At 64.5% G+C, this 26,709-nt stretch carries 24 protein-coding genes; 15 read left to right on the top strand and 9 right to left on the bottom strand.

All coding sequences use genetic code 11. The annotated features are described in order from the left end of the window. Positions 1-43 precede the first annotated feature (43 nt). The 5 genes from pstC to AC2TZ7_RS17000 all read left to right on the top strand — a co-directional run bounded on the left by pstC (position 44) and on the right by AC2TZ7_RS17000 (position 4,890). Positions 44-1,012: a phosphate ABC transporter permease subunit PstC gene (pstC, locus tag AC2TZ7_RS17020; protein WP_078570087.1), complete on the top strand. Its 969-nt coding sequence runs from the start codon at positions 44-46 to the stop codon at positions 1,010-1,012. A gap of 3 nt (positions 1,013-1,015) precedes the next feature. Next, positions 1,016-1,855 (top strand): phosphate ABC transporter permease PstA, encoded by an 840-nt coding sequence (gene pstA / locus AC2TZ7_RS17015; protein ID WP_098411667.1) that lies wholly within the window; start codon positions 1,016-1,018, stop codon positions 1,853-1,855. A 29-nt stretch (positions 1,856-1,884) separates the two neighbouring features. Next, positions 1,885-2,664, top strand: coding sequence for a phosphate ABC transporter ATP-binding protein PstB (pstB, locus tag AC2TZ7_RS17010; protein ID WP_489866838.1), 780 nt, complete (start codon positions 1,885-1,887; stop codon positions 2,662-2,664). A gap of 69 nt (positions 2,665-2,733) precedes the next feature. Next, a complete protein-coding gene (locus AC2TZ7_RS17005) occupies positions 2,734-3,831 on the top strand; it encodes a transglutaminase-like domain-containing protein (RefSeq protein ID WP_489865107.1) in 1,098 nt (365 codons plus the stop codon). 84 nt (positions 3,832-3,915) lie between these two features. Then, entirely contained in the window at positions 3,916-4,890 is a 975-nt protein-coding gene (locus AC2TZ7_RS17000) for a type I glyceraldehyde-3-phosphate dehydrogenase (protein ID WP_489865106.1), read from the top strand. A 57-nt stretch (positions 4,891-4,947) separates the two neighbouring features. Here the strand turns inward: AC2TZ7_RS17000 and AC2TZ7_RS16995 are convergent, their stop codons facing one another. Both AC2TZ7_RS16995 and AC2TZ7_RS16990 read right to left on the bottom strand, forming a co-directional pair. Continuing rightward, positions 4,948-5,667, bottom strand: a complete 720-nt coding sequence (locus AC2TZ7_RS16995) for a Bax inhibitor-1/YccA family protein (protein WP_078541880.1) — start codon at positions 5,665-5,667, stop codon at positions 4,948-4,950. A gap of 134 nt (positions 5,668-5,801) precedes the next feature. Continuing rightward, positions 5,802-6,032 carry a DUF1127 domain-containing protein gene (locus AC2TZ7_RS16990; protein ID WP_489865105.1) on the bottom strand — a complete coding sequence of 77 codons (231 nt, stop codon included), beginning with the start codon at positions 6,030-6,032 and terminating at the stop codon, positions 5,802-5,804. A gap of 112 nt (positions 6,033-6,144) precedes the next feature. Between AC2TZ7_RS16990 and AC2TZ7_RS16985 the strand changes: the two genes are divergently transcribed. Beyond that, positions 6,145-6,993, top strand: a complete 849-nt coding sequence (locus AC2TZ7_RS16985) for a LysR family transcriptional regulator (RefSeq protein WP_489865104.1) — start codon at positions 6,145-6,147, stop codon at positions 6,991-6,993. Here AC2TZ7_RS16985 and AC2TZ7_RS16980 read toward each other — a convergent pair. Beyond that, positions 6,984-7,952: an NADPH:quinone oxidoreductase family protein gene (locus AC2TZ7_RS16980; protein WP_489865103.1), complete on the bottom strand. Its 969-nt coding sequence runs from the start codon at positions 7,950-7,952 to the stop codon at positions 6,984-6,986. The two genes, AC2TZ7_RS16985 and AC2TZ7_RS16980, sit on opposite strands and share 10 nt — an antisense overlap. Positions 7,953-8,347: 395 nt before the next feature. On the opposite strand from AC2TZ7_RS16980, the gene AC2TZ7_RS16975 reads away from it, so the two are divergent. Next, a complete protein-coding gene (locus AC2TZ7_RS16975) occupies positions 8,348-8,710 on the top strand; it encodes a helix-turn-helix domain-containing protein (RefSeq protein WP_098411661.1) in 363 nt (120 codons plus the stop codon). 146 nt (positions 8,711-8,856) lie between these two features. Then, on the top strand, positions 8,857-9,675 hold the full coding sequence (locus AC2TZ7_RS16970) for an inositol monophosphatase family protein (RefSeq protein ID WP_489865102.1): 819 nt from the start codon (positions 8,857-8,859) through the stop codon (positions 9,673-9,675). 132 nt (positions 9,676-9,807) lie between these two features. Here the strand turns inward: AC2TZ7_RS16970 and AC2TZ7_RS16965 are convergent, their stop codons facing one another. Beyond that, entirely contained in the window at positions 9,808-10,791 is a 984-nt protein-coding gene (locus AC2TZ7_RS16965; RefSeq protein ID WP_489865101.1) for a Hint domain-containing protein, read from the bottom strand. 211 nt (positions 10,792-11,002) lie between these two features. On the opposite strand from AC2TZ7_RS16965, the gene AC2TZ7_RS16960 reads away from it, so the two are divergent. Then, the gene (locus AC2TZ7_RS16960) at positions 11,003-11,782 is read left to right on the top strand and encodes an SDR family oxidoreductase (RefSeq protein ID WP_489865100.1); all 780 of its coding nucleotides are present in this window, start codon (positions 11,003-11,005) and stop codon (positions 11,780-11,782) included. 96 nt (positions 11,783-11,878) lie between these two features. Beyond that, positions 11,879-12,979 carry an ABC transporter ATP-binding protein gene (locus tag AC2TZ7_RS16955; protein WP_098411657.1) on the top strand — a complete coding sequence of 367 codons (1,101 nt, stop codon included), beginning with the start codon at positions 11,879-11,881 and terminating at the stop codon, positions 12,977-12,979. A gap of 4 nt (positions 12,980-12,983) precedes the next feature. On the opposite strand, the gene AC2TZ7_RS16950 is transcribed toward AC2TZ7_RS16955, so the two are convergent. The 3 genes from AC2TZ7_RS16950 to ccmI are packed head-to-tail and all read right to left on the bottom strand — an operon-like array spanning position 12,984 to position 15,267. Then, on the bottom strand, positions 12,984-13,229 hold the full coding sequence (locus tag AC2TZ7_RS16950) for a DUF1289 domain-containing protein (RefSeq protein ID WP_078520289.1): 246 nt from the start codon (positions 13,227-13,229) through the stop codon (positions 12,984-12,986). Beyond that, positions 13,226-13,699 carry a Holliday junction resolvase RuvX gene (gene ruvX, locus AC2TZ7_RS16945; RefSeq protein ID WP_098411656.1) on the bottom strand — a complete coding sequence of 158 codons (474 nt, stop codon included), beginning with the start codon at positions 13,697-13,699 and terminating at the stop codon, positions 13,226-13,228. The genes AC2TZ7_RS16950 and ruvX overlap by 4 nt, the downstream gene beginning before the upstream one ends. After that, positions 13,696-15,267, bottom strand: a complete 1,572-nt coding sequence (ccmI, locus tag AC2TZ7_RS16940) for a c-type cytochrome biogenesis protein CcmI (RefSeq protein ID WP_489865099.1) — start codon at positions 15,265-15,267, stop codon at positions 13,696-13,698. The genes ruvX and ccmI overlap by 4 nt, the downstream gene beginning before the upstream one ends. Before the next feature lie 192 nt (positions 15,268-15,459). Here ccmI and AC2TZ7_RS16935 point away from each other — a divergent pair, with 192 nt between their 5' ends. From AC2TZ7_RS16935 to AC2TZ7_RS16915, 5 genes are all read left to right on the top strand, one after another. Further along, positions 15,460-16,704, top strand: a complete 1,245-nt coding sequence (locus AC2TZ7_RS16935; protein ID WP_134330696.1) for a sarcosine oxidase subunit beta family protein — start codon at positions 15,460-15,462, stop codon at positions 16,702-16,704. 91 nt (positions 16,705-16,795) lie between these two features. After that, on the top strand, positions 16,796-17,119 hold the full coding sequence (locus tag AC2TZ7_RS16930) for a sarcosine oxidase subunit delta (RefSeq protein WP_489865098.1): 324 nt from the start codon (positions 16,796-16,798) through the stop codon (positions 17,117-17,119). Further along, on the top strand, positions 17,116-20,070 hold the full coding sequence (locus tag AC2TZ7_RS16925) for a sarcosine oxidase subunit alpha family protein (protein WP_489865097.1): 2,955 nt from the start codon (positions 17,116-17,118) through the stop codon (positions 20,068-20,070). The genes AC2TZ7_RS16930 and AC2TZ7_RS16925 overlap by 4 nt, the downstream gene beginning before the upstream one ends. Beyond that, positions 20,063-20,614 (top strand): sarcosine oxidase subunit gamma, encoded by a 552-nt coding sequence (locus AC2TZ7_RS16920; protein WP_489865096.1) that lies wholly within the window; start codon positions 20,063-20,065, stop codon positions 20,612-20,614. The genes AC2TZ7_RS16925 and AC2TZ7_RS16920 overlap by 8 nt, the downstream gene beginning before the upstream one ends. A gap of 63 nt (positions 20,615-20,677) precedes the next feature. Continuing rightward, the gene (locus AC2TZ7_RS16915) at positions 20,678-21,169 is read left to right on the top strand and encodes a hypothetical protein (protein WP_489865095.1); all 492 of its coding nucleotides are present in this window, start codon (positions 20,678-20,680) and stop codon (positions 21,167-21,169) included. Positions 21,170-21,350: 181 nt separating this feature from the next. Here AC2TZ7_RS16915 and AC2TZ7_RS16910 read toward each other — a convergent pair whose 3' ends face one another. After that, the gene (locus AC2TZ7_RS16910) at positions 21,351-22,940 is read right to left on the bottom strand and encodes a hypothetical protein (RefSeq protein WP_489865094.1); all 1,590 of its coding nucleotides are present in this window, start codon (positions 22,938-22,940) and stop codon (positions 21,351-21,353) included. A 219-nt stretch (positions 22,941-23,159) separates the two neighbouring features. Continuing rightward, positions 23,160-26,594, bottom strand: a complete 3,435-nt coding sequence (locus AC2TZ7_RS16905) for a pyruvate carboxylase (RefSeq protein ID WP_489865093.1) — start codon at positions 26,592-26,594, stop codon at positions 23,160-23,162. Positions 26,595-26,709: the final 115 nt, after the last annotated feature.

The following is a 26,709-nucleotide window of genomic DNA, read 5'->3' as shown; positions in this document are numbered from 1 at the left end:
CATCTGCGGCCCTCCCTTTCTGCGATTTTCAGTGGAGTGCGCGATGACGGCGACAAGCGATTACGACAGCGGCGTGAAGAGCACGCGCCCGGTGGCCCAGTCCGACCGGATCTTCGGCTCTTTGACGCTGGCCGCTGCGGTGGTGGTGCTGCTGGTTCTCCTGGGCGTGTTCGCCTCGCTCGTCATGGGGGCGTGGCCGGCGTTTAAGGAATACGGGCTGCCGTTCCTGTGGACCGCGAAATGGAACCCGGTGACCGACAAGTTCGGCGCGCTGGCGCCGCTTTACGGCACGGTCGTCACCTCGATCATCGCGATGGTCATCGCGGTGCCGGTGGGCCTTGGCATCGCGATCTTCCTGACCGAGACCTGCCCGCGCGTGTTGCGCCGCCCGCTGGGGATCGCGATCGAGCTGCTCGCGGGCATCCCCTCGATCATCTACGGCATCTGGGGCCTCTTCGTCTTCGCGCCCTTCATGCAGAGCTACATCCAGCCCTTCCTGATCGACACGCTGGGCCATGTCCCGGTGATCGGCACCCTCTTCGCGGGCCCGCCCTACGGGATCGGGATGCTGACCGCGGGGCTGATCCTCGCGATGATGATCCTGCCCTTCATCGCCTCGCTCGCGCGCGACATATTTCAGACGGTGCCGCCGATGCTGCGCGAAAGCGCCTATGGCATGGGCATGACCCGCTGGGAGGTGAACCGCCATATCGTGATCCCGCATGTGCGCACCGCGCTGGTGGGCGGCATCATGCTGTCGCTTGGCCGCGCGCTGGGCGAGACGATGGCCGTGACTTTCGTGATCGGCAACGCGCATCGCATCTCGGGCTCGATCCTCGCACCGGGCACCACGATCTCGGCGGCGATCGCCAACGAATTCACCGAGGCCACGACGCCGATCTACACCTCGTCGCTGATCGCGCTGGGTCTCGTTCTGTTCATCCTCACCTTCATCGTGCTTGCCGCAGCCCAGTGGATGCTCAAGCGCATGAAGCAAAAGTCGGGAGCGTAAGACATGGCTTCGATGACCCGCAGAAAGACCGTCAACGCGGTGATGATGACGCTGTCCACGGGGGCGGCGGCGCTTGGCCTCTTCGTGCTGGCCGTGATCCTGCTCTACCTGCTCTACAAGGGGGCGAGCGCGCTGAACCTTTCCGTCTTCACGCAAGACACGCCCTCGCCGATGGAGCCGGGGGGCTTGCGCAATGCGATCCTCGGCTCGGTGATCATGTCGGTGATCGCGGTGGCGATCGGGACGCCGATCGGCATTCTCGCCGGGACCTACATGGCCGAATACGGGCGCTATGCGAAGCTGTCGAAGGTGATCCGCTTCGTGAACGACATCCTGCTGTCGGCGCCCTCGATCATCGTGGGTCTCTTCGTCTATCAGGTGCTCGTTGTCAGCCTCGGGCATTTCTCGGCGCTTGCGGGCTCGGTCGCGCTGGCGATCCTCGTGATCCCGATCGTCGTGCGCACCACCGAGGATATGCTGCGCCTCGTGCCCGACCAGCTGCGCGAGGCGGGGCTTGCGATGGGCTGGCCGCGCTGGATCGTGATCCGCACGGTCGCCTACAAGGCGGCGATGGCGGGGATCGTGACCGGCGTGCTGCTGGCCATCGCCCGGATTTCGGGCGAGACCGCGCCGCTTCTCTTCACGGCGCTGTCCAACAACTTCTTCAGCCTCGATCTGACGCAGCCGATGGCCTCGCTGCCGATCACCATCTTCCAATTCGCGCTTTCGCCCTACGATAACTGGCAAGCCCTTGCCTGGGCAGGCGCGCTTCTCATCACCGTTGCGGTGCTGGCGCTGTCGATTGTCGCCCGCCTCGTCACCTCCAAGAAGGAGAAACACTGATGGACACCCTCATTCGCGACCGCTCGCCGATGACCTTCGACGGGGTCGATCCCGCGCCGAAACCGCGCATCTCGATCAAGAACCTCGATTTCTTCTACGGTGATTTCAAAGCCCTGAAATCGATCAATCTCGACCTGCCCGAGAACCGCGTGACCGCCTTCATCGGTCCGTCGGGTTGCGGCAAGTCCACGCTCTTGCGCGTGCTCAACCGGATGTATGACCTCTATCCGAAGCAGACCGCGACGGGGGAGGTGCTGCTCGACGGCGAGAATATCCTTGGCAAGAAGGTCGATCTGAACCGGCTGCGTGCGAAAGTGGGCATGGTGTTCCAGAAACCCACGCCCTTCCCGATGACGATCCACGAGAATATCGCTTTCGGCCTGCGCCTCGCGAATTACGCGAAATCCGAGATCGACGACCGGGTGCAGGCGGCGCTGAAGGGGGCGGCGCTCTGGGACGAGGTGAAGGGCAAGCTGCAAAGCTCGGGCCAGTCGCTCTCGGGCGGTCAGCAGCAGCGTCTGTGCGTGGCGCGCACCATCGCGGTGGAGCCGGAGGTGATCCTGCTCGACGAGCCGGCTTCCGCGCTCGATCCGATCTCGACCGGCAAGCTGGAAGAGACGATCCATCAGCTCAAGGAGCAGTTCACCATCGCCATCGTCACCCATAACATGCAGCAGGCGAGCCGCGTCTCCGACCGCACCGCCTTCATGTATCTGGGCGAGCTGATCGAAGAGGGCGAGACCGCGCAGATCTTCACCCGCCCGCGGGTCGAGCGCACCTCGGACTACATCACCGGGCGGTTCGGCTGAGCCAACTGCCGCCTTGTTCTTGCGTGGTCGCGGGCTTAGAACGCGGCCAGTATTCAGCGGAGTGGTGACATGGCTTTGAACAGACGGCGTCTTCTGCAACTCGGCGCGGCTTCGGTGGCGCTGGCGGCCAGCCCGCGCGGTGCGATGGCGGCGTTCGATCCCAAGCCCACGGGCTGGCGCAGTTTCGAGCTGGTCACCAAGGTCAGCCTGCCCGGCGGTGGCGAGACCGCGCAGCTTTGGCTGCCGGTGCCCTCCGTGCATGGCGACGGCTGGATGAAGCCCGGCGCGGTGAACTGGAAGAGCGGGGCGGACGAGGTACAGATCGTGAATGCGTCCGACACCGGCACGCCGATGGTGCATGCGGTCTGGGGCGCCTCCGACGGGCCGCGCGAGCTGACCCTGACCGCGCAGGCCCAAACGCAGGATTTCGTGGTCGATCTGAGCAAGCCGGGCGACGTGGAGCCGCTCGATGAGGTCGAGCGTGCGCGCTTCACCGCCGCGACCAAGCTGCTGCCGACCGACGGGATCGTGAAGCAGACCGCCGACTCGATCATCCGCGGGAAGACCGGCGATCTCGAGAAGGCCCGCGCGATCTACGAGTGGATCGTCGAGAACACCGTGCGCAATCCGAAGACGCCGGGCTGCGGGTTGGGCGATATCGCCTTCATGCTGACCTCGGGCGATCTGTCGGGCAAATGCGCCGATCTCAACGCACTCTTCGTCGGGCTGGCGCGCGCCGCCGGTCTGCCTGCGCGCGATGTCTATGGCATTCGCGTCGCGCCCTCGCGCTTCGGCTACAAGAGCCTCGGTCTGAAATCCGACGATGCCACCGGCGCGCAGCATTGCCGCTCGGAAGTCTGGCTGAGCGGCTTCGGCTGGGTGCCTGCCGACGCCGCCGATGTGCGCAAGGTGATGTTGCAGGAAGGCGAGGGGCATCTGGGCCTCAAAGACCCCAAGGTGGTCGATGTGCGTGCGAAGCTCTTCGGCGCATGGGAAGGCAATTGGATCGGCTATAACTACGCGCATGACGTGGATCTGCCGGGATCGGACGGGCCCGAGCTGCCCTATCTGATGTATCCGCAGGCCGAGATCGACGGCAAACGCCGCGACTATCTCGACGCCAAGGACTTCACCTATCAGATCACCGCGCGCGAATTGTCCGCCTGAGGCGGTCTTTGCCGTATCGGTGACAATCGCGCGCTTTCCCTTGGCGCCCTGCGGCGCTAAGGGCGTTTGCAGGAGGTGCGCCAGATGCGTGTTTTCATAAACGGGTTCGGACGGATCGGTCGCTCGGTGCTGCGCGCCTGGGCGGAGGCGCCTGCGCGCTGGCCGGGGCTCGAGATCGTCGGCGTCAACGATATCGAAGCGCCCGAGATGCTGGCTTATCTCTTCGAATATGACAGCGTCTTTGGCCCGTGGCGCGGCACGGTCGCGCTGGAAGAGGGCGCGCTGGTGATCAACGGCACCCGGATCGCGCTGCACCGGGCGGATGATATCTCCACGCTCGATCTGTCGGATGTCGATCTGGTGATGGAATGCACCGGCCGCGCCGACAGCCCGCAGATCGCAGGGCAGGGGATCGCGGGCGGGGCTACCCGCGTGCTGATCTCGGGACCTGCGAAAGCGGCCGAGATCACAGTGGTTCTGGGCGCGAATGACGCGGCGCTGAACGGGCAGAAGATCGTCTCCAACGCGAGCTGCACGACGAATGCGCTGGCGCCGCTTGCGCGGCTGATCGATGCGGAATTCGGGATCGTCACCGGCTCGATGACCACGGTGCATTGCTATACCGGCTCGCAGCCCACGGTCGACAAACCGCGCGGCCCGATGGAGCGCTCGCGCGCGGCCGCGCTGTCGATGGTGCCGACGACGACCTCGGCGGGCAAACTGATGGAAGAGGTGCTACCCGATCTCGCCGGTCGTCTGATCGCGCAGGCGGTGCGGGTGCCCACGGCCTCTGTCTCGGCGGTCGATCTGGCGGTGACGGTCGAGCGCCCCGCCACGGTTGAACAAGTCAACGCGGTGCTGCAAGGCGCGGGTGGCGTGATCGGCACGACCGGGAAGCCGCTCGTTTCCACCGATTTGCGCGCGCGCCCCGAGAGCATCGTTATGGCACTGCCCGAGACGCGCGCGACCCAGCATGGGCTGATCCGGGTCTTCGGCTGGTATGACAACGAGTGGGGCTTCTCCAACCGGATGCTGGATATGGCGTTGCGGATGGGCTGACACGAAAAAGCCCCGCCGGATGGGCGGGGCTTCGTGTCGTGTTCGCTTGGGCGCGGATCAGTTCCGGTTGCCCATGAATTGCAGCAGGAACATGAACAGGTTCAGGAAGTCCAGATAGAGCTGCAGCGCGCCGATGATGGCGGCTTTGCCCATGAACTCCGAGTCGCTGGCCGCGAGCTGCAGGTAGGTGTTCTTGATGTTCTGCGTGTCGTAAGCCGTGAGGCCCGCGAAGATCAGAACGCCGATCACCGAGATCGCGAAAGCCATCGCCGAGGAGGCGAGGAAGATGTTCACGATCGAGGCGACGATCAGGCCGATCAGACCCATCATCAGGAACGAGCCCATCGCGCTCAGGTTACGCTTCGTGGTGTAGCCGTAAAGCGAAAGACCCGCGAAGGAGATCGCCGTCACGAGGAAGGTCTGTGCGATCGAGATGCCGGTATAGGCGGCGAAGATGAAGCTGATCGACAGCCCCATAAGCGCGGCATAGACGAAGAACACGATCTGCGCCGTGCTGGTCGACATCTTGTTGATCATCGCGCCGAAGGCGAAGACGATCGCCAGCGGAGCCAGCATCACAACCCATTTGAGGCCCGAGCCGAAGATCGCGGCAACGAGCGCCGGGTTCGTACCCACACCAAACGCCACGGCCCCGGTCACCAGCATCGCCAGCGACATAAGCCCGTAGACCTTGTTCATATGTGCGCGAAGACCCTCGTCAATCGCAGCCTGACGCGTGCCCGCCTGGGGGGTCCGCATCGTTTCGAAATCAGCCATCAGCACCTCCAACTATATCTCCCGGTCGTCCCTCGGACCGGTTTCGGTACCGATATTGGCAGAGCGGCCCCGAAATTCAAGATTTGGGGCTGCTCGAAAATGCCTCGTTTCACACTGTTTTTGCGTCTTTTGTCTCAGCGGCCCGCGCGCCAGTGATCGGGGGCGTCCCAAATCCGGCGCCGTGCCTCGAATGCGGCCTCGGTCTTGCTCAGCCCGAGATCGTCGAGAAGCCTTGGCTCAAGGCGCTCGAGTGCCCGGCGCGATCGGTGATAGGCGGCCATGCGGGCGAGGGTCGCAAAGAAGCCGCTCCGGGCGGGACGGGCAGGGGCGCAGCAGGCGGCGTTGCGACGGGTCAGGAAGGTCATCGTCTCATCCTCCGTGGCAGATTTTGTGCAAAGAAGGATGGCGCAAGTTTATTGATGATGAAAACGAATGATTGTGCTAATAAGCATCACGAAACGTGATGGATGGGCGGACATGGCGCAAAACCTCGATATCGCAGCGCTGCGGGCGCTTCTCACGGTTGCCGAGACCGGGTCGGTGACGCAGGCGGCCCGACTTCTGAACCTGACGCAATCGGCGGTCTCGATGCAGATCCGCCGGTTGGAGGAGGCGCTCGACAAGGGGCTCTTCGACCGGGCGAACCGCAAAATGGCGCTGACCCGTGCGGGGCGCTCGCTTCTGGACCACGCCCGCCGCATCTGTGCCGAGAACGATGCGGCGCTGGCGCGGCTGCGCGCGGCGGACGCCGAGGTGACCGTGCGGTTCGGTCTGCCCTATGATCTGGTCAGCCCGCAAATGCCGGGCCTGCTGCGCGCGATGGCCGAGCAATGGCCGATGATGCGCCTGCAGCTTGTCTCGCGCCGTTCGTCAGTGCTGCGCCGGATGTTCGACGCGGGTGAGCTGGATATTATCCTGACCACCGAAGACAATCCCGGACACGAGGCCGAGGTGCTGGCATCCGATGATCTGGTCTGGATCGGCGCGCAGCTCGGGCGGGCCTTTTGCGAGCGCCCGCTGATGCTGTCGATCGAGGAGCGCTGCGCCTTCTACGACGCGGCACTGGGGGCGCTTGAATCGGTCGGGATCGAGGCGAAATCCGCTTTCGAGGGACAATCGGACGAAATGGCGAGCGCAACGGTGGCTGCCGATATGGGCGTCGCGGTGCGTCTGTCGCGGTTTATCCCGCTGGGCTGCGTGGCCTTGGGGCCCGAGAGCGGCCTGCCGGCGATCGGCCGCTCGCGCATCTGTTTCTACGATACGGGCCGATTGACCGGCGACCCGGTCGATGCGTTTCGCGCCATGCTTCGCGAGGCTTATGCCTGAGCGCCGATCTCGATGACCAGCTTGCCGGTGGAGCGGCGCGCGCGCAGATCCTCCAGCGCGTCCGGGATCTGCTCCATCGGATAGGTCGCGCAGATATGCGGGGTGAGGCCACCCTGCGCGAACCAGTCGAACAGCCGCGCCATCGAGCCGGTCAGCACCTGCGGGTCGAGCTTGAGATAGCCACCCCAGTAAAGCCCATGGATCGCGACGTTCTTCACCAGCGCGTGGTTGAGCGGCAGTTTCGGCTGGCTGCCGCTGGCGAACCCGATCACGAGGTAACGCCCGCCGGGCTTCAGCGCGCGGAACGCCGCTTCGCCCGCCGGGCCGCCGATCGCGTCATAGACCACGTCGCAGCCGCCAAGCGCCTTGATGGTGCCCTTGAGGTCGTCGCTCTCGCTGTCGAGCGTCTCATCGGCTCCGGCATCCCGCGCGATTTGCTGCTTCGCCTCGCCGCGCGCGCAGGCGATCACCCGCGCGCCCATCTTCTTGCCGATCTCGACCGCGGTAAGGCCGACACCGCCAGCCGCGCCCAGAACCACCAGCGTCTCGCCCTCGGCGAGGTCTGCGCGCGTCTCCAGCGCCACATGGCTGGTGCCATAGGCGATCTGGAAGGCCGCAGCCTGCGCGTAGCTCATCGCGTCCGGCATCGGGGTGCAGCGGCTTTCCGGGAAATTGCCCGCCTCCGCCAGCCCGCCTTGGCCCGCAAAGACCGCAACGCGCGTGCCCGGGGCGAGGGTGCAGCCTTCGCCCGCCGCGATGACCTCTCCCGCGAGCTCCATTCCGAGCGTGAAGGGCGGGGTGGGGGTGTCTTGGTATTTCCCCTCGATCATCAGCAGGTCGGCGAAGTTCAGGCCGCAGGCCCGGATGGCCACCTGAACCTCGCCCGGCCCCGGCGCGGGCAGGGGGATTTCGATCAGCTCGGGGCGTTGCCCGGGGGCGGTCTGAACATAGGCGCGCATCGAATGCTCCGGCAGGTTGTGTCTCAAGGCAGGGTGGCCATCGAAGCGGACCCTACGTCGCCCGTGATAGACCGGGCGGCCGATCGGGGCCAGCCCGCATGTCTGAGAGCCGGGCGCGACGTTGCGGCCGCCCCGACGATCGAGTTGACTTGCGAATCAATCCTCTGTGAGAGGGCAGTTAGCGCCACAGGTTTCCCTCGCGGCACCTGAGTCGCTGATTTGCAAATCGCAAAACACGCGGAAGGCGAATAGCGAGGGACCTATCCTTTAGGTTAGGTGTGCTGTGGAAAGCCGCAAAATCCCTGTCTTTTTGGACAGGTTTGCGATTTTACCCGCGCAGGCCACACTCAGCGCACGGTAGTTTACGGGTGAAATTGGCTTAAAGGGGAAAGAGTATGAAGCATCCGGTTGATGTCCACGTGGGCAAGCGGATCCGGCACCGGCGCTGGATGATTGGGATGACCCAACAACAGCTCGCGGATAAGGTTGGGATCAAATTCCAGCAGATTCAGAAATACGAAACCGGGATGAACCGCGTTTCGGCATCTCGGCTCTGGGATATCGCGGATGCGCTCGACGTTCCGATCTCGTTCTTCTTCGAGGGGCTCGCGGAAGACAGCGGGATGCAACCGGAAGTGGCGGGGGATATTCTGTCCGACAAGGAAGCGCTCGCGCTCGTGCGCTCCTATTACGCGATCCCGGAGGCGCAGCGCCGCCGGCTGTTCGAATTGGCCAAGGTTCTGTCCGACGCGGCCTGAGCGCCACGCGGACGAGTTTAGGCGCAACTGGCGACCGAATGTGGGGCGGTCGGCAGCTTGACCCGGAGAAGGGGGGCGGTTACCGCTCCCCTTATCTCATTTCTGGGGGTCGGTTGCGGTGACGGCGCGGCCCGGGGAGGACACCGATGCTTGATCTCGATACCGATACCCGCGCGGCGCTCGCCGCGCTGGCCAATGACCTTGCCGATTGCGCCCGTCGCGAGACCCTGGCGCAGTTCCGGCCCGTGGGCGGGATCGGTGCGGATAACAAGCTCGAAGGCGGTTTCGATCCGGTGACCGAGGCCGACCGCTCCGCCGAGGCCGCGATGCGCGCCCTGATCGCGGAGCGCCGCCCGCAAGACGGCATCTACGGTGAAGAGCATGGCGTGACCCGTGGCGAGAGTGGCCTGACCTGGGTGCTCGACCCGATCGACGGCACGCGCGGCTACCTTTCGGGCACTCCGACTTGGGGCGTGTTGATCGCGCTTTGTGCCGAGGAAGCGGATGGCCCCGGCGCGCCGATGATGGGCGTGATCGACCAGCCCTATATCGGAGAGCGTTTCACCGGCGGTTTCGGGCGCGCGACGCTCGAGGGGCCGCATGGCGGGCGCGATCTCGGCGTGCGCTCCGGGCGCGGGCTCGACAGCGCGACGCTTTTCACCACATTCCCCGAAGTCGGCACGCCCGACGAAGGCGCGGCCTTCGCGCGGCTGTCGCAGCAGGTGCGGCTGACGCGCTACGGGATGGATTGCTACGCCTATGCGCTGCTCGCCGCCGGTCAGATCGATCTGGTCGTCGAGGCGGGGCTGCAGCCCTATGACATCGCGGCCCCGATCGCCGTGATCGAGGCGGCGGGCGGTCTTGTGACCAACTGGCAGGGCGGTCCGGCCCATCGCGGCGGACAGGTGCTTGCTGCCGCATCGCCCGAGATTCACGCCGCCGCACTCGACGTGCTGAACGTCTAACGTCTTCCTCTTGGCAAAAATATCCCGGGGGGTGAGGCGGGATCAGCGGCCTTCCGGTGGAAGGACGCCCCGCCGAACGCCCGAAGCGGAAGCGCAGGGCAGAAAAGAGCGGGGGCAGCGCCCCCTCGACCCTCAGTCCTTGCGTTTGCGGAACAGCTTCTCGCGTCCGATCCGGTCCAGCAACTCGCGCGTGGCTTCCGTGCCGAAATGCTGACGATGGGCGAGGTCGGGCAGGCGGTTCGAGATCTCGCGCCCCAGTTCCTCGGGAAGCAGCGAGAGCGTTGCCTCCGAGACCATCAGGCTCTCCACCGGGATGCCCTCGGCATAGATGATTTCGTGCCGGTCGAAGACCAGCGCGTAGTAATCGACGAAACCGCCCTCGCGCTGCCAGACATTCTCGCCATCGACGAGGTGCTTGGCCTGCACGAGGATTTCCGACGTGTCGCCGAGCTTGTGCACGCCGCGGCGATAGAGGAACACGCGGTGATGGGGCGAGATCACCAGATCGCCCTCATTGCCCAGCACACCCGCCGAAATCACGACCGGCGCGAAAGATCCCAGCGCGCGCATCGTCGCCTTCGCCACCAGCTTCACCGGTTGCGGGCCATTGTCGCGGGTCAGCACCCGCGCGCCCGGCGTCAGTTGCTCGATCGGCATCTGCGCGCCACCTGCCAGCGTGATCATCGTCCCGGTGGTGAAGGCCACGCAGACGAGGTCCGACAGCAGCGCCTCGCCGGGATCTTCGCTGGCTTCCAGCAGCGTGTAATCGAAGCGCGCCGCCATCGGCGAAAGCGGCAGCGCATAAAGCGCGTCCGTTGCGTCGTGGCGGATCATCAGGATGTCGACCGTGTCGCCCTCGGGCGTGATCAGCAGGTGCCGCGCGATCAGCGCGAGCGCATCGCCCGGCGCGCCGATCTCGGAGCCTTGCGCCACGGTCGGCGCGGTGCCTTGCTGGGCCAGCACGAGGCGACGCGGTTTGGCGGCGCGATGAAGCTGATAGATGTCGCCGGGTTCGCAGTCTTCGGCAAGACCGAGCGCGTCGCCCTGATTGGCCCCGGAGGTGACCCAGATATCCTCGGCCTCGAAGACGTGAACGATCTGGCTCGGGTTTGACACGCGCTCTTCCTCGCCCTGCCGGGCCGTCTGAAACTGATGGATCGCATCGGCTTACCGCGGGCCGCTCCCGATGGTCAAGCGGCGACAGCGCGCTTGTCCTCCCCCGCGCGCAAGCTACTGTCCGAGGCGAAGCTGGCAGGGTGGCGCGCGGCGTTTCGCGCGCGGGCCCGGCCGGAGCACGCCGGAGAATGACTGAAAAGGAGAGGGCGCGATGGATCTTGGGATCAAGGGCCGCAAGGCGATCGTATGTGCGGGGTCGAAAGGGCTTGGACGGGGCTGCGCGATGGCGCTTGCGCAGGCGGGCGTCGAGATCGTGCTGAACGCGCGCGGCGCTGATGCGCTGGCCGCGACCGCGAACGAGATCATGGCCGCGACCGGCGTGACCGTGACGCCCGTGGCTGCCGACATCACCACGCCCGAGGGCCGGGCGGCGGTGCTGAGCGAAGCGGGCGAGGTCGATATTCTGGTGACCAATGCGGGCGGGCCGCCTCCGGGCAACTGGCGCGACTGGTCGCGTGACGATTTCATCGCGGCACTCGATGCCAATATGCTGGCCCCGATCGCGATGATGCAGGCGGTTCTGCCTGCCATGATCGAGCAGCGCTGGGGCCGGGTGGTCAACATCACCTCGCAATCCGTGCGTGCGCCGATCGCGCAGCTCGGCCTGTCGAACTCTGCGCGGTCGGGCCTGACGGGTTTCGTTGCGGGCACCTCGCGGCAGGTCGCCGAATATGGCGTGAACATCAACAACCTGCTGCCGGGTCTGCACGCGACCGACCGCGCGGTATCGCTCGATACCGGGGCGGCGAAGGCGAAGGGCATCTCGGTCGAGGAGGCGAAGGCGCAGCGCGAGGCGACGATCCCGGCAGGCCGCTACGGCACGCCCGAGGAATTCGGGGCGACCTGCGCTTTCATGTGTTCGGTTCATGCTGGGTTCATGGTCGGGCAGAACGTGATGCTCGATGGCGGGCTGAACAACATCTCGATCTAAGCCGGGTCTGCCGGGCCTACCGGGCTTGCTTGGAGGGCGGGGGGCTGTTATCTCCCGCCCTGCATTGCCTGACACTTTCGGTCGAGATTTCGCTGTATGAGCGCACAATTACCCCCTCCGCGCCTCGAAGTTCGCGCGCTTGGCCGCGTGTTCGACGGGCGGGCCGTCGTCGATGACGTGTCCTTCGCGATCCCCGCAGGGCAGGTGACCTGTCTGCTGGGGCCTTCAGGCTGCGGCAAGTCGACGACGCTGCGGCTGATCGCGGGCGTCGACATGCAGGATACGGGCGAGATCTACGTCGATGGCAAGCTGATCTGCGACACGGTGTTCCGCATCCCGCCCGAGCAACGCGCGATCGGGCTGATGTTTCAGGACTTCGCGCTGTTTCCGCATCTGACGGTGGCCGAGAATATCGCCTTCGGCCTCAAAGGCGATGCGGCGGCGAAGCGCGCCCGCGTGACGGAATTGCTCGAGAAGGTGCGGCTCACGCGGCATCGCGACAGCTATCCGCACGGGCTATCGGGCGGTGAGCAGCAGCGCGTGGCGCTGGCGCGTGCGTTGGCGCCCCGGCCGCGTATCCTTTTGATGGACGAGCCTTTCTCGGGGCTGGACGAGCGCCTGCGCGACGATATCCGCGACGAGACCCTGGCGCTTCTGAAAGAGGAAAACACGGCTGTTCTGCTGGTCACGCATGAGCCGCATGAGGCGATGCGGATGGCCGATGAGATCCTGCTGATGCGCGGCGGGAAGATCGTGCAGCGCGGCGCGCCCTATAACCTTTACAACGCGCCGGTGGACCGGGCTGCGGCGGCGTTCTTCTCGGATGTGAACGTGCTCAAGGGGCAGGTGCAGGACGCGCTGACCGTGACACCCTTTGGCGATTTCCTGACGCCGGGCCATGCGGACGGGACCGAGATCGACATCGTGATCCGCCCGCAGCATCTGAAGATCGATTTCGACCGGGCAGGGCGCGGCCCGGCCCCGACGCCGCAGGACGGCACGCCCGCGCGTGGCGTGGTCGAACGCGCGCGCTTCTTGGGCCGCGAGAGCCTCGTCGAGTTCCGGATGGATTTCGACGGCACGATTCTGCGCGCCAGCGTCCCCAACGTCTTCCTTCCGAAGCCCGGCACGCCGATGTGGTTGATGATCCGCCGCGATCGCTGCTTCGTTTTCCCGGCGAAAGAGGCCGGCGCTTAAGCGCTCAGCGGTCTTGTCGGCCTGCGCGTCCGCCCCGGCGTTTGCGCAGTTGCGGCGCGCGCTCGGGCAGTTCCGCCATCACTTCGCGGCGCGCTTCGGGCGTCATCCGCGACCATGCGCCGATTTCTTCCATCGTGCGGTAGCAGCCGATGCAGATCCGCGCCTCGGGGTGGATCTGGCAGAGCTTGACGCAGGGGCTCTCGATCTCGGCGCGTTTCCAGATGCCGTCGCTGTCGGAAGGATTGTTCATGCCGCCCCCAGATAGCGCAGCCGATCCAGCGCGCCTTGCAGGATGAAGCTGGCCGCGACGTGGTCGATCGCCTCGGCGCGTTTGGCGCGCGACATGTCGGCCTCCAGCATCGCGCGCTCGGCGGCGACCGTGCTCAGCCGTTCGTCCCAGTAGCCGATCGGCAGATCGGTGAGGCGGGTGAGGTTGCGGGCGAAGGCGCGGGTCGATTGGCAGCGCGCGCCCTCGGTCCCGTCCATGTTCTTCGGCAGGCCGAGGATCAGACCCTTCAGCTCGCGCTCCGCCACAATCTTCAGAAGCGCCTCGGCGTCGACGCCGAATTTCTTGCGTTTGATCGTCGAGAGCGGCGTCGCGACCGAGCGCAGCCCGTCGGACACCGCGACGCCGATGGTCTTGGTGCCCAGATCGAGCCCCGCGACCCCGCCCATGCGGGGGATCGCTTCGGCGAACTCTTCGATCGTCTCGCAGATCATTCCGCCACACCTGCCGATTTCGCCGCCGCCTCGACCTGAGCCAGCGCATCCGGGTTGTCGGCCAGCGCCTGCTGCGCCTCGCCCCAGGCTTCCTTGGCGCGGTCCGTTTGACCCAGCGTGGCGAGCGACGAGATCACGCGGGCCCATTCCTGCGGCGTGCCGCCGTCGGTGGTCAGCCGGTCAAATAGACCATCGACCATGCCCTGGATCATCTGCTGACGCTCCTCGGGCGTCATGGACTGCGCGTCCTTCATCTGCTGGGCGCTCGGGCCCGGCAGGGCGGGTGCCGCTTGCGGTGCGCTTTGCCCCGCGGAGGCGCCGCCCATATCCTTGAGCGCCTGGCCGGCCGGGGCCTGATGGGCCGCGTCGATCTTCGCCATATCTTCCGGGCGCGAGCCGAATTTGCCCTTCGCTTCGCCATAGATCGCATCGGCACGGTCGACCTCGCCGATCATGCGCAGCGACGAAATCAGACGTGCCCAATCATCCGCGCTGCCGCCTTCCTGCGCGAGCCGGTCGTTCAGCCGCTCCACCATCGAACGGATCATGTCCTGACGGGCCTCGGGCGACATATCCGCCGCCGCCGCGACATCGGCCTGCGACGGGCCGGGGGCGCCGCGCGGTCTGGGCGGGGTGTAGTCCTTCTCGCCCGCGAGCCAGGCCAGCTCGTTGATGCCCTGCCGCATCATCGGCACCCAAGGGTCGCTATTCTCCGAGTTGCGCAACGCGCTGTCCCAGAAGCGGAACGCCCGGTCGGCACGCCCGTTCTGCAGCATCATCAGGCCGACATAATAGAGCGACAGCCCGTTCTTCGGATCCATCTTCAGCGCGGTCGCGAAGACTTTCTCCGCCTCAGGCGTGATCATCCCGCCTGCGGCCACGGCCATCATGTCGCCCAGCTCGGCGTAATCCTGCGCCGTCGCAGAATCGCCCTTGATCGCGACGAGACGCTGTTGCGCCTTCCACGCGGCATCGAAGTTGCCCAGAGTCGCCTCGTTGCGCGCCAGCAGTTCGAGACCTTTCGGATCGTTGGGCTTTTTCGCCACCGCTTCGCGCAGCTTCTTCATCAGTGCGAGGAATTGCGGATCGGGATTGGATGGGGGGGTCGCACGCGTTTTCGCGACCTTCTCGGCCTCGGCCTGCGAGGGGCGGCTGTCATAGAGCTTGTCGGCATCTGCAAGACGCACGCCGATCGGCTGGTCTTCGTAGCCGCCCTGACCGATGTAATCGTAAAGCGCGAATGCCCCGCCGAAAATCACCACGCCGCCAAGCACGACTGCGATGGTCGCCCCTTTCGGCGCACGGCCCAGATCGGAGCCCGCCTGCGCCTTGCGGTCGGCCTCGAGCATCCGGCGCGAAATTTCCAGCTTGGCGCGGTCAGCTTCCTCGCGAGAGGTGACGCCGCGTTCGACGTCGCGCTCCAGATCGCGCAGCTGGTCACGATAGACCTGCACATCGTAAGCGGCGGCGGGGGCCATCTCGTCCTCGCCGCGCCCGCGCAACAGCGCGAGGGCGAACAAAAGCGCGATGACCGCGACGAGCGCGGCGGCGATAATCCAGAACAGCATGGCGTCTCCTCATCCTTCGTTCCCCATTTAGGCGAGATGAGGCCGCGCCGAAAGGGTCTAGCGCGTGAATGGAACCCGATGTCGCAGGCCCATGTCGCTTTTTTCCCTGCGATGCCGCAACAGGGGGGCTTTCGTCCGCCGCCCCGGTCCATCACAAAGGCGATAGAGTCGAGACTGCTCGGAGGCGCGCTCATGAAACGCTATTCGATGTTTGCCGTTGCGCGTGAGGCGATGCGCTTCCATCGCGGTTGGGAGCGAGCCTGGCGCTCGCCCGAGCCGAAGAAACGCTACAAGGTCATCGTCGTAGGGGCGGGCGGGCATGGCCTCGCCACCGCCTATTACCTCGGCAAGGTGCATGGCATCACCGATGTCGCGGTGATCGAGAAAGGCTGGCTGGGCGGCGGCAATACCGGCCGCAACACCACGATCATCCGCTCGAACTACCTGCAGGATCCCTCGGCCGCGATCTACGAGAAAGCCCGCGCGCTTTACGAGGATCTGAGCCAGGATCTGAACTACAACGTGATGTTCTCGCCGCGCGGTCTTCTGATGCTGGGTCAGACCGAGCATGAGGTGCGCGGCTACAAGCGCACGGTGCACGCCAACCGCCTGCAGGGCATCGACACCGAATGGATCGGACCGCAGCAGGTCAAGGATCTCGTGCCGATCATCAATATCGACGGGCCGCGCTACCCGGTTCTGGGCGCGCTGCTGCAAAAGCGCGGCGGCACGGCACGGCACGATGCGGTGGCCTGGGGCTATGCGCGGGCCTGCTCGGACATGGGTATGGATATCATCCAGAAATGCGAAGTGACCGGCGTGCGCACCGAGGGCGGCAAGGTGCAGGGCATCTCGACCAGCAAGGGCGAGATCGACTGCGAACAGCTCGCCATCGTCGTCGCGGGGCACTCCTCGGTCATGGCCGAAATGGCGGGCTTCCGTCTGCCGATCGAGAGCGTGGCGCTGCAGGCCTGGGTCTCCGAGCCGATCAAGCCCTGCATGGATGTGGTCGTGATGGCCAACACCGTGCATGGCTACATGTCGCAATCCGACAAGGGCGAGATGGTGATCGGCGGCGGCACGGACGGGTTCAACAACTACACCCAACGCGGCTCGTGGCACCATGTCGAGGAAACCACCCGCGCGCTGGTCGAGACCTTCCCGATCATCTCGCGCCTCAAGATGCTGCGCCAATGGGGCGGCATCGTCGACATGACCGGCGACCGCTCGCCCATCCTGTCGAAAACGCCGGTCGAGGGCATCTTCGTCAATTGCGGCTGGGGCACCGGCGGGTTCAAGGCGATCCCGGGCTCGGGCTATGGCATGGCCGAGCTGATCGCGCGCGGCCACTCGCCGCTGACCGACCAATTCGGGCTCGACCGCTTCCGTGAAGGCCGCTTCATCGACGAAAGCGTCGCCGCAGGGGTGGCGCACTGATGACCTCCCTTACTCCTTCCTCTTGGCTCAAATATCCCGGGGGTCCGGGGGCAGAGCCCCCGGCGCTCTCCAACTGCGAGGTGCATCCCAAATGCTGACCCTCACCTGTCCCTGCTGCGGCGTCACCGCCGAGGAAACCGAATTCGCCCCGGGCGGCGAAGCGCATCTCAAGCGCTTCGGGCCGGGCTCGTCGGATGACGAGTTCGAGGGCTACCTGTTCGCCCGCAAGAACCCCAAAGGCGTCCATTTCGAGCGCTGGCGGCATGCCTATGGCTGCGGCAAGTGGTTCCTGGCTGCACGCGACACCAACACGCTCGAGGTTTTCGCCGCCTACAAGGCGCAGACCACCGAGCCCCCCGCCGATGTGATCGCGAAGATCAAAGCGAAACGCCCCGACTGGGAGGGCTATAAATGAGCACGCGTCTTTCCAAGGGTGGTCGTCTGATCGACCGCGCCAAACCGCTCGCCTTCACCTTCAACGGCAAGCCGATGCGTGGCTTTGCGGGCGATACGCTGGCCTCGGCGCTGTTGGGCGGCGGTCAGGTCATGGTGGGCCGGTCGTTCAAGTATCACCGTCCGCGCGGCATCGTGGCGTCCGGCGCGGAAGAGCCGAACGCGCTCGTCGGTCTGGGTCGCAACGCGCGGTTCGAGCCAGATCAGCGCACCACCACGACCGAGCTGTTCGAAGGCGCCGAGACCACCAGCCAGAACCACTGGCCGTCGCTCGACTTCGATATCGGCGAGATCAACAACACCTTCTACAAATTCCTGCCTGCGGGTTTCTACTACAAGACCTTCATGGCGCCGCGCGCTGCGTGGAAACACCTGTTCGAGCCTATCATCCGCAAATCGGCGGGCTTGGGCGGCGTGCCGAAAGAGGCCGACCCGGATCGCTACGAACAGGTCTATGCCCATTGCGACGTGCTCGTCGTGGGCGGCGGCGTGGCGGGTCTCGCCGCGGCGCTGAAAGAGGGCCGCGCGGGCAAGCGGGTCTGGCTGATCGAGCAGACCCCGAACTGGGGCGGGCGCACGCCGGTCGATGGCGGTCAGATCGACGGTCATGACGCGCAGAACTGGATCGACAGCGCGCTGGTCGAGCTGTCCTCGATGAAGAATGTCACGATGCGCACCCGCCTGATGGCAGCGGGTCTGCACGATCATGGCTATGTCATCGGCTACGAGAACCTCGCCGACACCACCCCCGGCGATGGCCGTCCGCGCCACCGTCTCTGGCGCATCCGAGCGGGCCACACGATCACCGCGACCGGCGCGATCGAACGCCCGCTGGCCTTCGCGGGCAATGACGTGCCGGGCGTGATGCTGGCCTCGGCGGTGCGCGACTATATCGTGAACTGGGCGGTCTCGCCCGGCGATCGCACGGTGCTCGTGACCAACAATGACGACGCCTATCGCACGGCGCTCGCGATCCTCGATGCGGGCCTGACGGTCTCGGCCGTGGTCGATGCGCGCGAAGAAACCCATGGCGCGCTGCCCGAAGCCGTGAAGGCGCGCGGCGTGCGCGTGCTCGAAGGGCGCGGCATCGCGAAAGTGCTGGGCCGCAAGGGCGTCTCCGGCGTCGAGATCTGCGCACAGGCAGGCGAGGGCGGTGCGGTCGAGATGATCGACTGCGATTGCGTCGCGATGTCGGGCGGCTGGTCGCCGGTCGTGCATCTGTGGTCCCATTGCGGCGGCAAGCTGACCTGGGACGATGCGCGCGCGATGTTCCGCCCCGATCCCAACCGTCCGCCGACCGGCGCGGACGGAACCGGCATGGCGACGGTCGTGGGGGCCGCCAATGGCGATCTGACGCTCTCCGAGGCGATGGGCGGTCTGGGTATCGGCGCAGCCTCCGAGGAAGAAGCGCCGCTCGCCCCGGTCTGGATGATGCCGGCGGGCGCGCCCGACGCGCTGCGCTTCAAGAGCTTCCTCGACTACCAGAACGACGTGAAGGTCTCCGACGTGCAACTCGCCGCCCGCGAGGGCTACGAGTCGGTCGAACATACCAAGCGCTACACCACGCTCGGCATGGCGACCGATCAGGGGAAACTGAGCAATATCAACGGGCTCGCAATCCTCTCGGATGCGCTTGGCCAACCGATCCCGGCCACTGGCACCACCACCTTCCGCCCGCCCTACACGCCGATCTCGCTCGGCGCTGTGACGGCGGAGGCCAAAGGCGAGCTGTTCCAGCCGCTGCGCCGCACCCCGATCCAGTCCTGGCACGAGGCCAAGGGCGCGCATTGGGAACCGGTTGGCCATTGGCGTCGCCCCTATTGCTACCCGAAATCGGGCGAGAGCCATCGCGACGCGGTCAATCGCGAGATCAGCAATACCCGCAAGAATGTGGGCATGCTCGACGCCTCGACGCTGGGCAAGATCGTGGTGAAAGGGCCCGATGCGGGGAAATTCCTCGACATGCTCTACACCAACATGATGTCGACCCTGCCGGTGGGCAAATGCCGCTACGGGCTGATGTGCAACGAGAACGGCTTCCTGATGGATGACGGGGTCGTGGCGCGGCTCGACGAGGATACGTGGCTGTGCCACACGACCTCGGGCGGGGCCGATCACATCCACGGCTGGATGGAAGACTGGCTGCAATGCGAGTGGTGGGACTGGAAGGTCTATACGGCCAACCTGACCGAGCAATACGCCCAGATCGCCGTCGTCGGCCCGAAATCGCGCGAACTGCTGGAGCGTTTGGGCGGCATGGACCTCTCGAAAGAGGCGTTGCCCTTCATGAAATGGACCGAGGGCAAGCTGGGCGCTTTCGACGCGCGCATCTTCCGCATCTCCTTCTCGGGCGAGCTGAGCTACGAGGTCGCGGTGCCCGCGAGCCAAGGCCTCGCGCTGTGGAAGGCGCTCATGACCGAGGGCGAGGCGCTTGGCGTCATGCCCTACGGCACCGAGGCGCTGCATGTGATGCGCGCCGAGAAGGGCTTCATCATGATCGGCGACGAGACCGACGGCACCGTGATCCCGCAGGATCTGGGGCTGAACTGGGCGCTTTCGAAGAAGAAGGCCGACTATCTGGGCAAGCGCGCGCAAGAGCGCAGCCACATGACCGACCCGAACCGCTGGAAGCTGGTCGGCCTCGAGACGCTCGACGGCTCGGTGATCCCCGATGGCAGCCACGCACCCGCCGACGGGTTCAACGCCAACGGCCAGCGCAACACGCAAGGCCGTGTCACCTCGACCTATTACTCGCCGACGATCGGCAAGGGGATCGCGATGGGGCTGGTGCTGAACGGGCCCGACCGGATGGGCGAGGTGATCGAGTTCACCGGTGAGGGCGAGGAAATGGTCAAGGCGCGGATCGTCGATCCGGTCTTCTACGATAAGGACGGGGAGAAGCAGAATGTCTGAGGCCGTCAGCGCCCTTTCGGGCCAGACCCACGAAGGTTTCGTCACCGTGTCCGAGGCCGGGCTGGTGGGCATGATCTCGATCCGTTCCGACCTGGGGGCCAAGGGGCTCGCCAAGGCGCTTAAAGCCGAGGGACTGCCCGTCCCCGGCCCGCGCCGGATCGAGACTGTCGATGGGCGCTCGATCGCTTGGATGAGCCCGGATGAGCTGTTGCTGATCTGCGCCCATGACGAGGCGCCCGCGCTGACCGACCGGCTGGCCAAGGCGCTTGCCGGGGATCACGCGCTGGTCGTCAACGTCTCCGACGCCCGCGCGATGTTTACCATCCGCGGCCCGAAGGCGGATCAGGTGGTGATGAAGCTCTCGCCCGCCGATATCGCGACCCTGCCAGTAGGCGAGATCCGCCGCTCCCGCACCGCGCAGGTCGCCGCCGCCTTCTGGCGGTCGGACGAGGATGCTCTCTCGCTTGTGTCTTTCCGCTCTGTTGCGGGCTATGTTATGGGATTGCTTGAAGTTTCCGCCCGCGAGGGCAGCGATCTATTTTAATCTCAGGCCAGTGGTTTCGTATGATGCGGGCGGTGCTGCGCCCGTGTCATTTTTTGAGGCCATATGCTCCGTTTCTTCTTTCTTTCTCTTTGCGCAACCTGTCTCAGCGGCCCGGTTCTGGCCCAGAACACGCAGCTAAAACTGCCGGTCGGCACCGAGCTGGTCGACTGCCTTTTCAACACAGGCCACTTGTCGACTTCGACGCCGCACCACCTCGACCTGTTTCGTGAGCCCGGGCAGGATTGGCAGGTCTTCGACCAGTTCCTCAACTATTACCACCTCAAGCCGCAGCCGGTTCAGGTCATGGTCGACAATCCGAAGCGCACGACCTTCGGTTGGACGGTCAAGAGGCTCGAGTCGAAGGTGAACCATTACGCACCGCGGATCGAATTTCGCGTGACCCTCGTCAAGTCCAATCGCCAGGCGTCGATTTCGATGCGCCCGCAGGGGTATCGGGTCGAAACGGCCTGGGGCTCCTGCAAGCCGGTTCAGACGATCCAGGCCGGGGCAGGGGGCGCCGCCTCTTCGCAGCCGAATTGCGACAAGAGATCGTAAAAAGAGGGAGGCACCTCCTTCGCCATCTGAAGAACGTGCAGACGGTTGTCGGTGGCGCATCACGCAAATGACGACGCCTCAAGACTGGACGCGTGCGGAGACCTGTTGTGACGCCGCGAGTGTGAGGTCCAGCCGTCGACAGTGACCTTTGTCCCTCGAGCTTCATGCGCGAGCTTGTCGCTCAGGGCACAAGGACGTCCTCGGACGCCGCCAAATCTGGGTGCTGCGTCCTGAGTGCGACGCGCGTTTCGCTGGCTTTTCGGCGCGCGGCTGTCAGCTCCGCCATCGCCTGTTGGTCCTCGATACGCCCTAGATCGCCACCGCCAAATTCATAATCGAAGGGGATGTCGTGAAGATCAGGATCGACCTGGAAAATAATATCGTTAACGGCAAAGCTGTTTTTGCGATAGCCTTCTTCGATTGAAAGAGACAGGGATATCAAATGTCGACTGTTGAAGGGCGACATGAAGAAATTCCGCGTAAGTGCGGGGAAAATGAGCCCGATTGTCGAGCTGTAGTAAATTTCGAGGAACATAAGGTCGACTTGGCGTTCCGCAGCGTTTTCCGGAAGCGTTTCGACCCAGTTCTGATACTCGGGTAGAAACGTCCTGTATGTCTTGCGGTCGAACGCTTTGCCCGGAACGATCAGTAGACGTTTGACTTGCCAGCGCAGGTTATTTCGTCCGTCCTCGCCCAGCTTGTCGATGAACACGGCACGCAACAAGTCGGTTTGGTGGCCGCGCAGGATCACCATCCTATCCTCGAGGCATTCATGCAGCCCATGAGCGACTTCTCGGGTCAGCTTTTTCTTGAACCCGAGCGCGGCATGGAATTCGGCTTCGAACCGCGAAACATCCTCTTCAGAGACCTTGATAGTCCGCTTGTCGTGGATCTCATGGTCGACCTGCAGGACCTTCGCAAGTGTTCCAGCGATCGTTGCGTCGATCCTGCTCGCGTAATTATGGATATGCGTGAAAAATTGGTCGAAGCCCGCGAGGTTCGTGCGCGATATCGAAGCGAGTAAGCGGCTATCCTGCCCTCCCGATAATGGGAGCGCAGTTTTGAAGTTGGCGTTGATCTCCTCGATAACCTTCGATGTTCGTTGAATTATTTCTCCATAGATTTCATCATGCGATCGATCTGTCGTGAAATCCTCGTCGCGCGGCCAAAAGCGAGTTTCGGAAAAGTCATTGAAATCGAGATAAAAATTCGGATTACCGCGACGGACATCCTTATCGTAAGTGTGGAACAGGCTGTAATTGCCTTCGCCGCGCTCGATGAGAGAATGGTCGTATAGCGGATGAGGTTTCGCATCGCGTTCGATGCAAAGGGCAAGGCTTGAAGCGACCTGTCGCTCTTCACGGTCATAGACCATGCCATTCATGCCGACTGCGTCACTGTAAAACCGTTTTGAAACGCCTTTGGCAATAAACACATTATACCGACCGGAAACGTAAAAGAGCCAGTCTTCGAAATCCTCGAAGAAGCTATCGCGATCCAAATCCAGTAACGCGATTTGGTGAGTGCCCTTCACCAAGGTCTCGTTATCGACACCGATGCCGATGAAAAGGCCGATCGCACGGCCCTTGGCGTCTTCCAGCTTCGAAACGCACACACCGTCGCCGACATGAAGGTGCCAGCCGCCGAAACTGTAACGCTTCAGGAGCGTGTCCGTAATCTCACGTTGTGTCAGGAGATATTGCCAGCGTGAGATTTTTTCGAAATTGACTCCTGCTTTCGCGCAGTCGGACTCCGCTCTAATCGTCGTCATTCACAAATCTTTCTGAAAATAATGAATAGATTAAGATGCCGGTAAGATTCGTTACGATCCTATAATCCCGGACGGCCTTGTCAACGCTGCCCGTAGGGCGGTCGACAAGAAACAGGGGTCTCCGTGTCGCCAACGACGTTCAGGGTCTGATCTGGCCGATGAACGAAACGCGCGCCGGGGCGGGGCCTCGGCGCGCGTTTTTGTTTTGGGGATCGCGGATTACTCCAGCTCGATCAGAAGATCCTTCGCGTCGATCTGGGCGCCCGGCGAGACATGGATCGCCTTCACCGTGGCTTCGCGGTCGGAATGGATGCCCGTCTCCATCTTCATCGCTTCGATGGTCAGGAGCATATCGCCCGGCTTCACCTTCTGGCCGACATTGACCGCGATCGAGGCGATCGAGCCCGGCATCGGCGCGCCGATATGGTTCGCATTGCCCGCCTCGGCCTTCGGCTTCGCTGCCGTCGTCGCCTTCACCGCGCGGTTCGGGACGCGCACGGCGCGGGGCTGGCCGTTGAGTTCGAAATAGACCTTCACCTCGCCCAACTCGTCGGTCTCGCCGGTGGTGAGATAGCGGATTTCGAGCGTCTTGCCGGGGTCGATCTCGGCGGAGATCTCGTCCTGCGGCTCCATCCCGTAGAAGAAGACCGGGGTGGGCAGGGTGCGCACCGGGCCATAGGCTTCGTGGCGGCTCGCGTAATCGGTGAAGACCTTGGGATACATCAGGTAGCCCGCGAGATCCTCATTGTCGATTTCGCGCCCGTCGAGCTGATCGGAGACCTCCTTGCGGGCGGCTTCCAGATCGACCGGGGGCAGGTTCTTGCCGGGGCGCTCGGTCGAGGGACGCTCGCCCTTGAGCACCTTCTTCACAACCCCCTCGGGCCAGCCGCCGGGCGGTTGGCCGAGATTGCCGCGCATCATGTCGATCACCGAATCCGGGAAGGAGACGTCCTTGGCCGGGTCGAGCACGTCTTCCTTCGACAGCCCCTGCGCGACCATCATCAGCGCCATGTCGCCCACGACTTTCGAGGACGGCGTAACCTTCACGATATCGCCGAAGATCTGGTTGGCGTCGGCATAGGCCTGGGCCACCTCGTGCCAGCGCTCTTCCAGCCCCAGCGAGCGCGCCTGCGCCTTGAGGTTGGTGAACTGGCCGCCGGGCATCTCGTGGAGATAGACCTCGGAGGCCGGGGCTTCGAGGCCGCTCTCGAAGGCCGCATATTGGTGGCGCACGGCCTCCCAATAGTTCGACATCATGCGGATCGCGTGGATATCGAGGCCGGTGTCGCGCTCGGTATGGGCCAGCGCCTCCACGATCGAGCCGAGACAGGGTTGCGAGGTGCCGCCCGAGAAGGCGTCCATCGCCGCATCCACCGCGTCGACGCCAGCATCTGCCGCCGCGAGAATGGTCGCGCCCGCGATTCCGCTCGTGTCATGGGTGTGGAAGTGGATCGGGATATCGACCTCTTCCTTCAGCGCCGCGATCAGCTTGCGGGCGGCGGCGGGTTTCAGCAGGCCCGCCATATCCTTGAGACCCAGCACATGCGCGCCCGCGGCCTCCAGCTCTTTCGCCATGCCGATATAGTATTTCAGGTCATACTTGGCGCGGTCGGGATCGAGGATATCGCCGGTGTAGCAGATCGTGCCTTCGCAGATCTTGCCGCTCTCGATCACCGCATCCATCGCGACGCGCATATTCTCGACCCAGTTCAGCGAGTCGAAGACGCGGAACACGTCGACGCCGCTTTCCGCCGCCTGCTTGACGAAGAACTGCACCACGTTGTCGGGGTAGTTCGTGTAGCCCACGCCGTTCGAGGCGCGCAGCAGCATCTGGGTCAGGATGTTGGGCATCTCTTCGCGGATGTCGCGCAGGCGCTGCCACGGGCATTCCTGCAAGAAGCGATAGGCCACGTCGAAGGTCGCGCCGCCCCAGCATTCGACCGAGAACAGGTCGCTGAGGTTCGAGGCATAGGCGGGGGCGGCCTTGATCATGTCGATCGAGCGCATCCGGGTCGCCAGCAGCGACTGATGGCCGTCGCGCATCGTGGTGTCGGTCAGTAGAAGCTTCTTCTGCGCCTTCATCCAATCGGCGACCGCCTTCGCGCCTTCCTTCTCCAGCAGGTTTCGGCTGCCCGGTTTTGCCTCATCCCTGAAGGCGGGCAGGCGCGGCGGTTTCGCCTCGGCATGGGGTTTGTTGCGGCCCGCGGTCTCGGGGTGACCGTTCACGGTGATATCCGCGATATAGGTCAGGATTTTGGTGCCCCGGTCGCGGCGCTGCTTGAAGTCGAACAGCTCCGGCGTCGTGTCGATGAACTTCGTCGTGTAGCTCATGTCGAGGAAGGTCGGGTGCTTGAGCAGGTTGATGACGAAGTCGATATTCGTGCTCACCCCGCGGATACGGAATTCGCGCAGGGCGCGGTCCATCCGGCGGATCGCCTGATCGGGGTCCTGCGCCCAGGCGGTGACCTTCACCAGAAGCGAGTCGTAATAGCGGGTGATGACGCCGCCCGCATAGGCCGTGCCGCCATCGAGGCGGATGCCGTTGCCGGTGGCCGAGCGATAGGCGGTCAGGCGGCCGTAATCGGGGATGAAGTTGTTCTGCGGGTCTTCGGTGGTCACACGGCATTGCAGCGCGTGGCCGGAGAGTTCGATCTCGTCCTGAGACTTGGCGCGGGTGGCTTCGGCCAGCGTCGCGCCCTCGGCGATCTTGATCTGGGCCTGCACGATGTCGATGCCGGTGACCTCTTCGGTCACGGTATGCTCGACCTGAACGCGCGGGTTGACCTCGATGAAGTAGAACTTGTCCGAGTCCATATCCATCAGGAATTCGACCGTGCCGGCACATTCGTAGCCGACCGCCTGACCGATCTTCAGCGCGAGCTGGCAGACCTCTTCGCGCTGTTCGTCCGAGAGATACGGGGCAGGGGCGCGTTCGACGACCTTCTGGTTGCGGCGCTGTACGGTGCAGTCGCGCTCGTAGAGGTGATAGAGATTGCCATGCGTGTCGCCCAGAAGCTGCACCTCGACGTGGCGCGCGCGGATGATCATCTTCTCGAGATAGCCCTCGCCATTGCCGAAGGCGGCTTCGGCCTCGCGACGGCCCTCGCGGACCTTCTCGACCAGTTCGTCCTCGCCCAAGATCGGGCGCATGCCGCGTCCGCCGCCGCCCCAGCTGGCTTTCAGCATCAGCGGGTAGCCGATCTCTGCGGCTTCTTTCTTGATCGCGTCGAAATCCTCGCCCAGCACCTCGGTCGCGGGGATGACCGGCACGTCGGCCTTGATCGCGACCCGACGCGCCGAGGCCTTGTCGCCGAGCGCGCGCATCGTTTCGGCCTTCGGGCCGATGAAGGTGATGCCGGCGGCGTCGCAGGCTTCGACGAAATCGGGGTTTTCCGAGAGCAGGCCATAGCCCGGGTGGATCGCATCGGCGCCGCTTTCCTTGGCGACGCGGATGATTTCCTCGATCGAGAGATAGGCGCCGACGGGGGAGAGGCCCTCACCGATGCGATACGCTTCATCGGCCTTGAAACGGTGCAGGCCCAACTTGTCCTCTTCGGCATAGACGGCGACCGTCTTTTTGCCGAGCTCGTTGGCGGCGCGCATCACTCGGATGGCGATCTCGCCACGGTTGGCCACGAGGATCTTGTTGAACATAGCGTTCTCCCTGTTGTCGAAAGTGGCGCTACGGTAGCGTTGCCGCGCCGCAGCGCAAGGGCCTACCTGCAAAGTTGGGCAAATTTACTGACCAAACCGCTCGGGTTTGCAAAGT

The organism is Thioclava sp. ISO4 (assembly GCF_058105145.1).
Note: the sequence above shows the minus strand (reverse complement) of the source record. Positions and strands in the feature narration are given on the sequence as shown.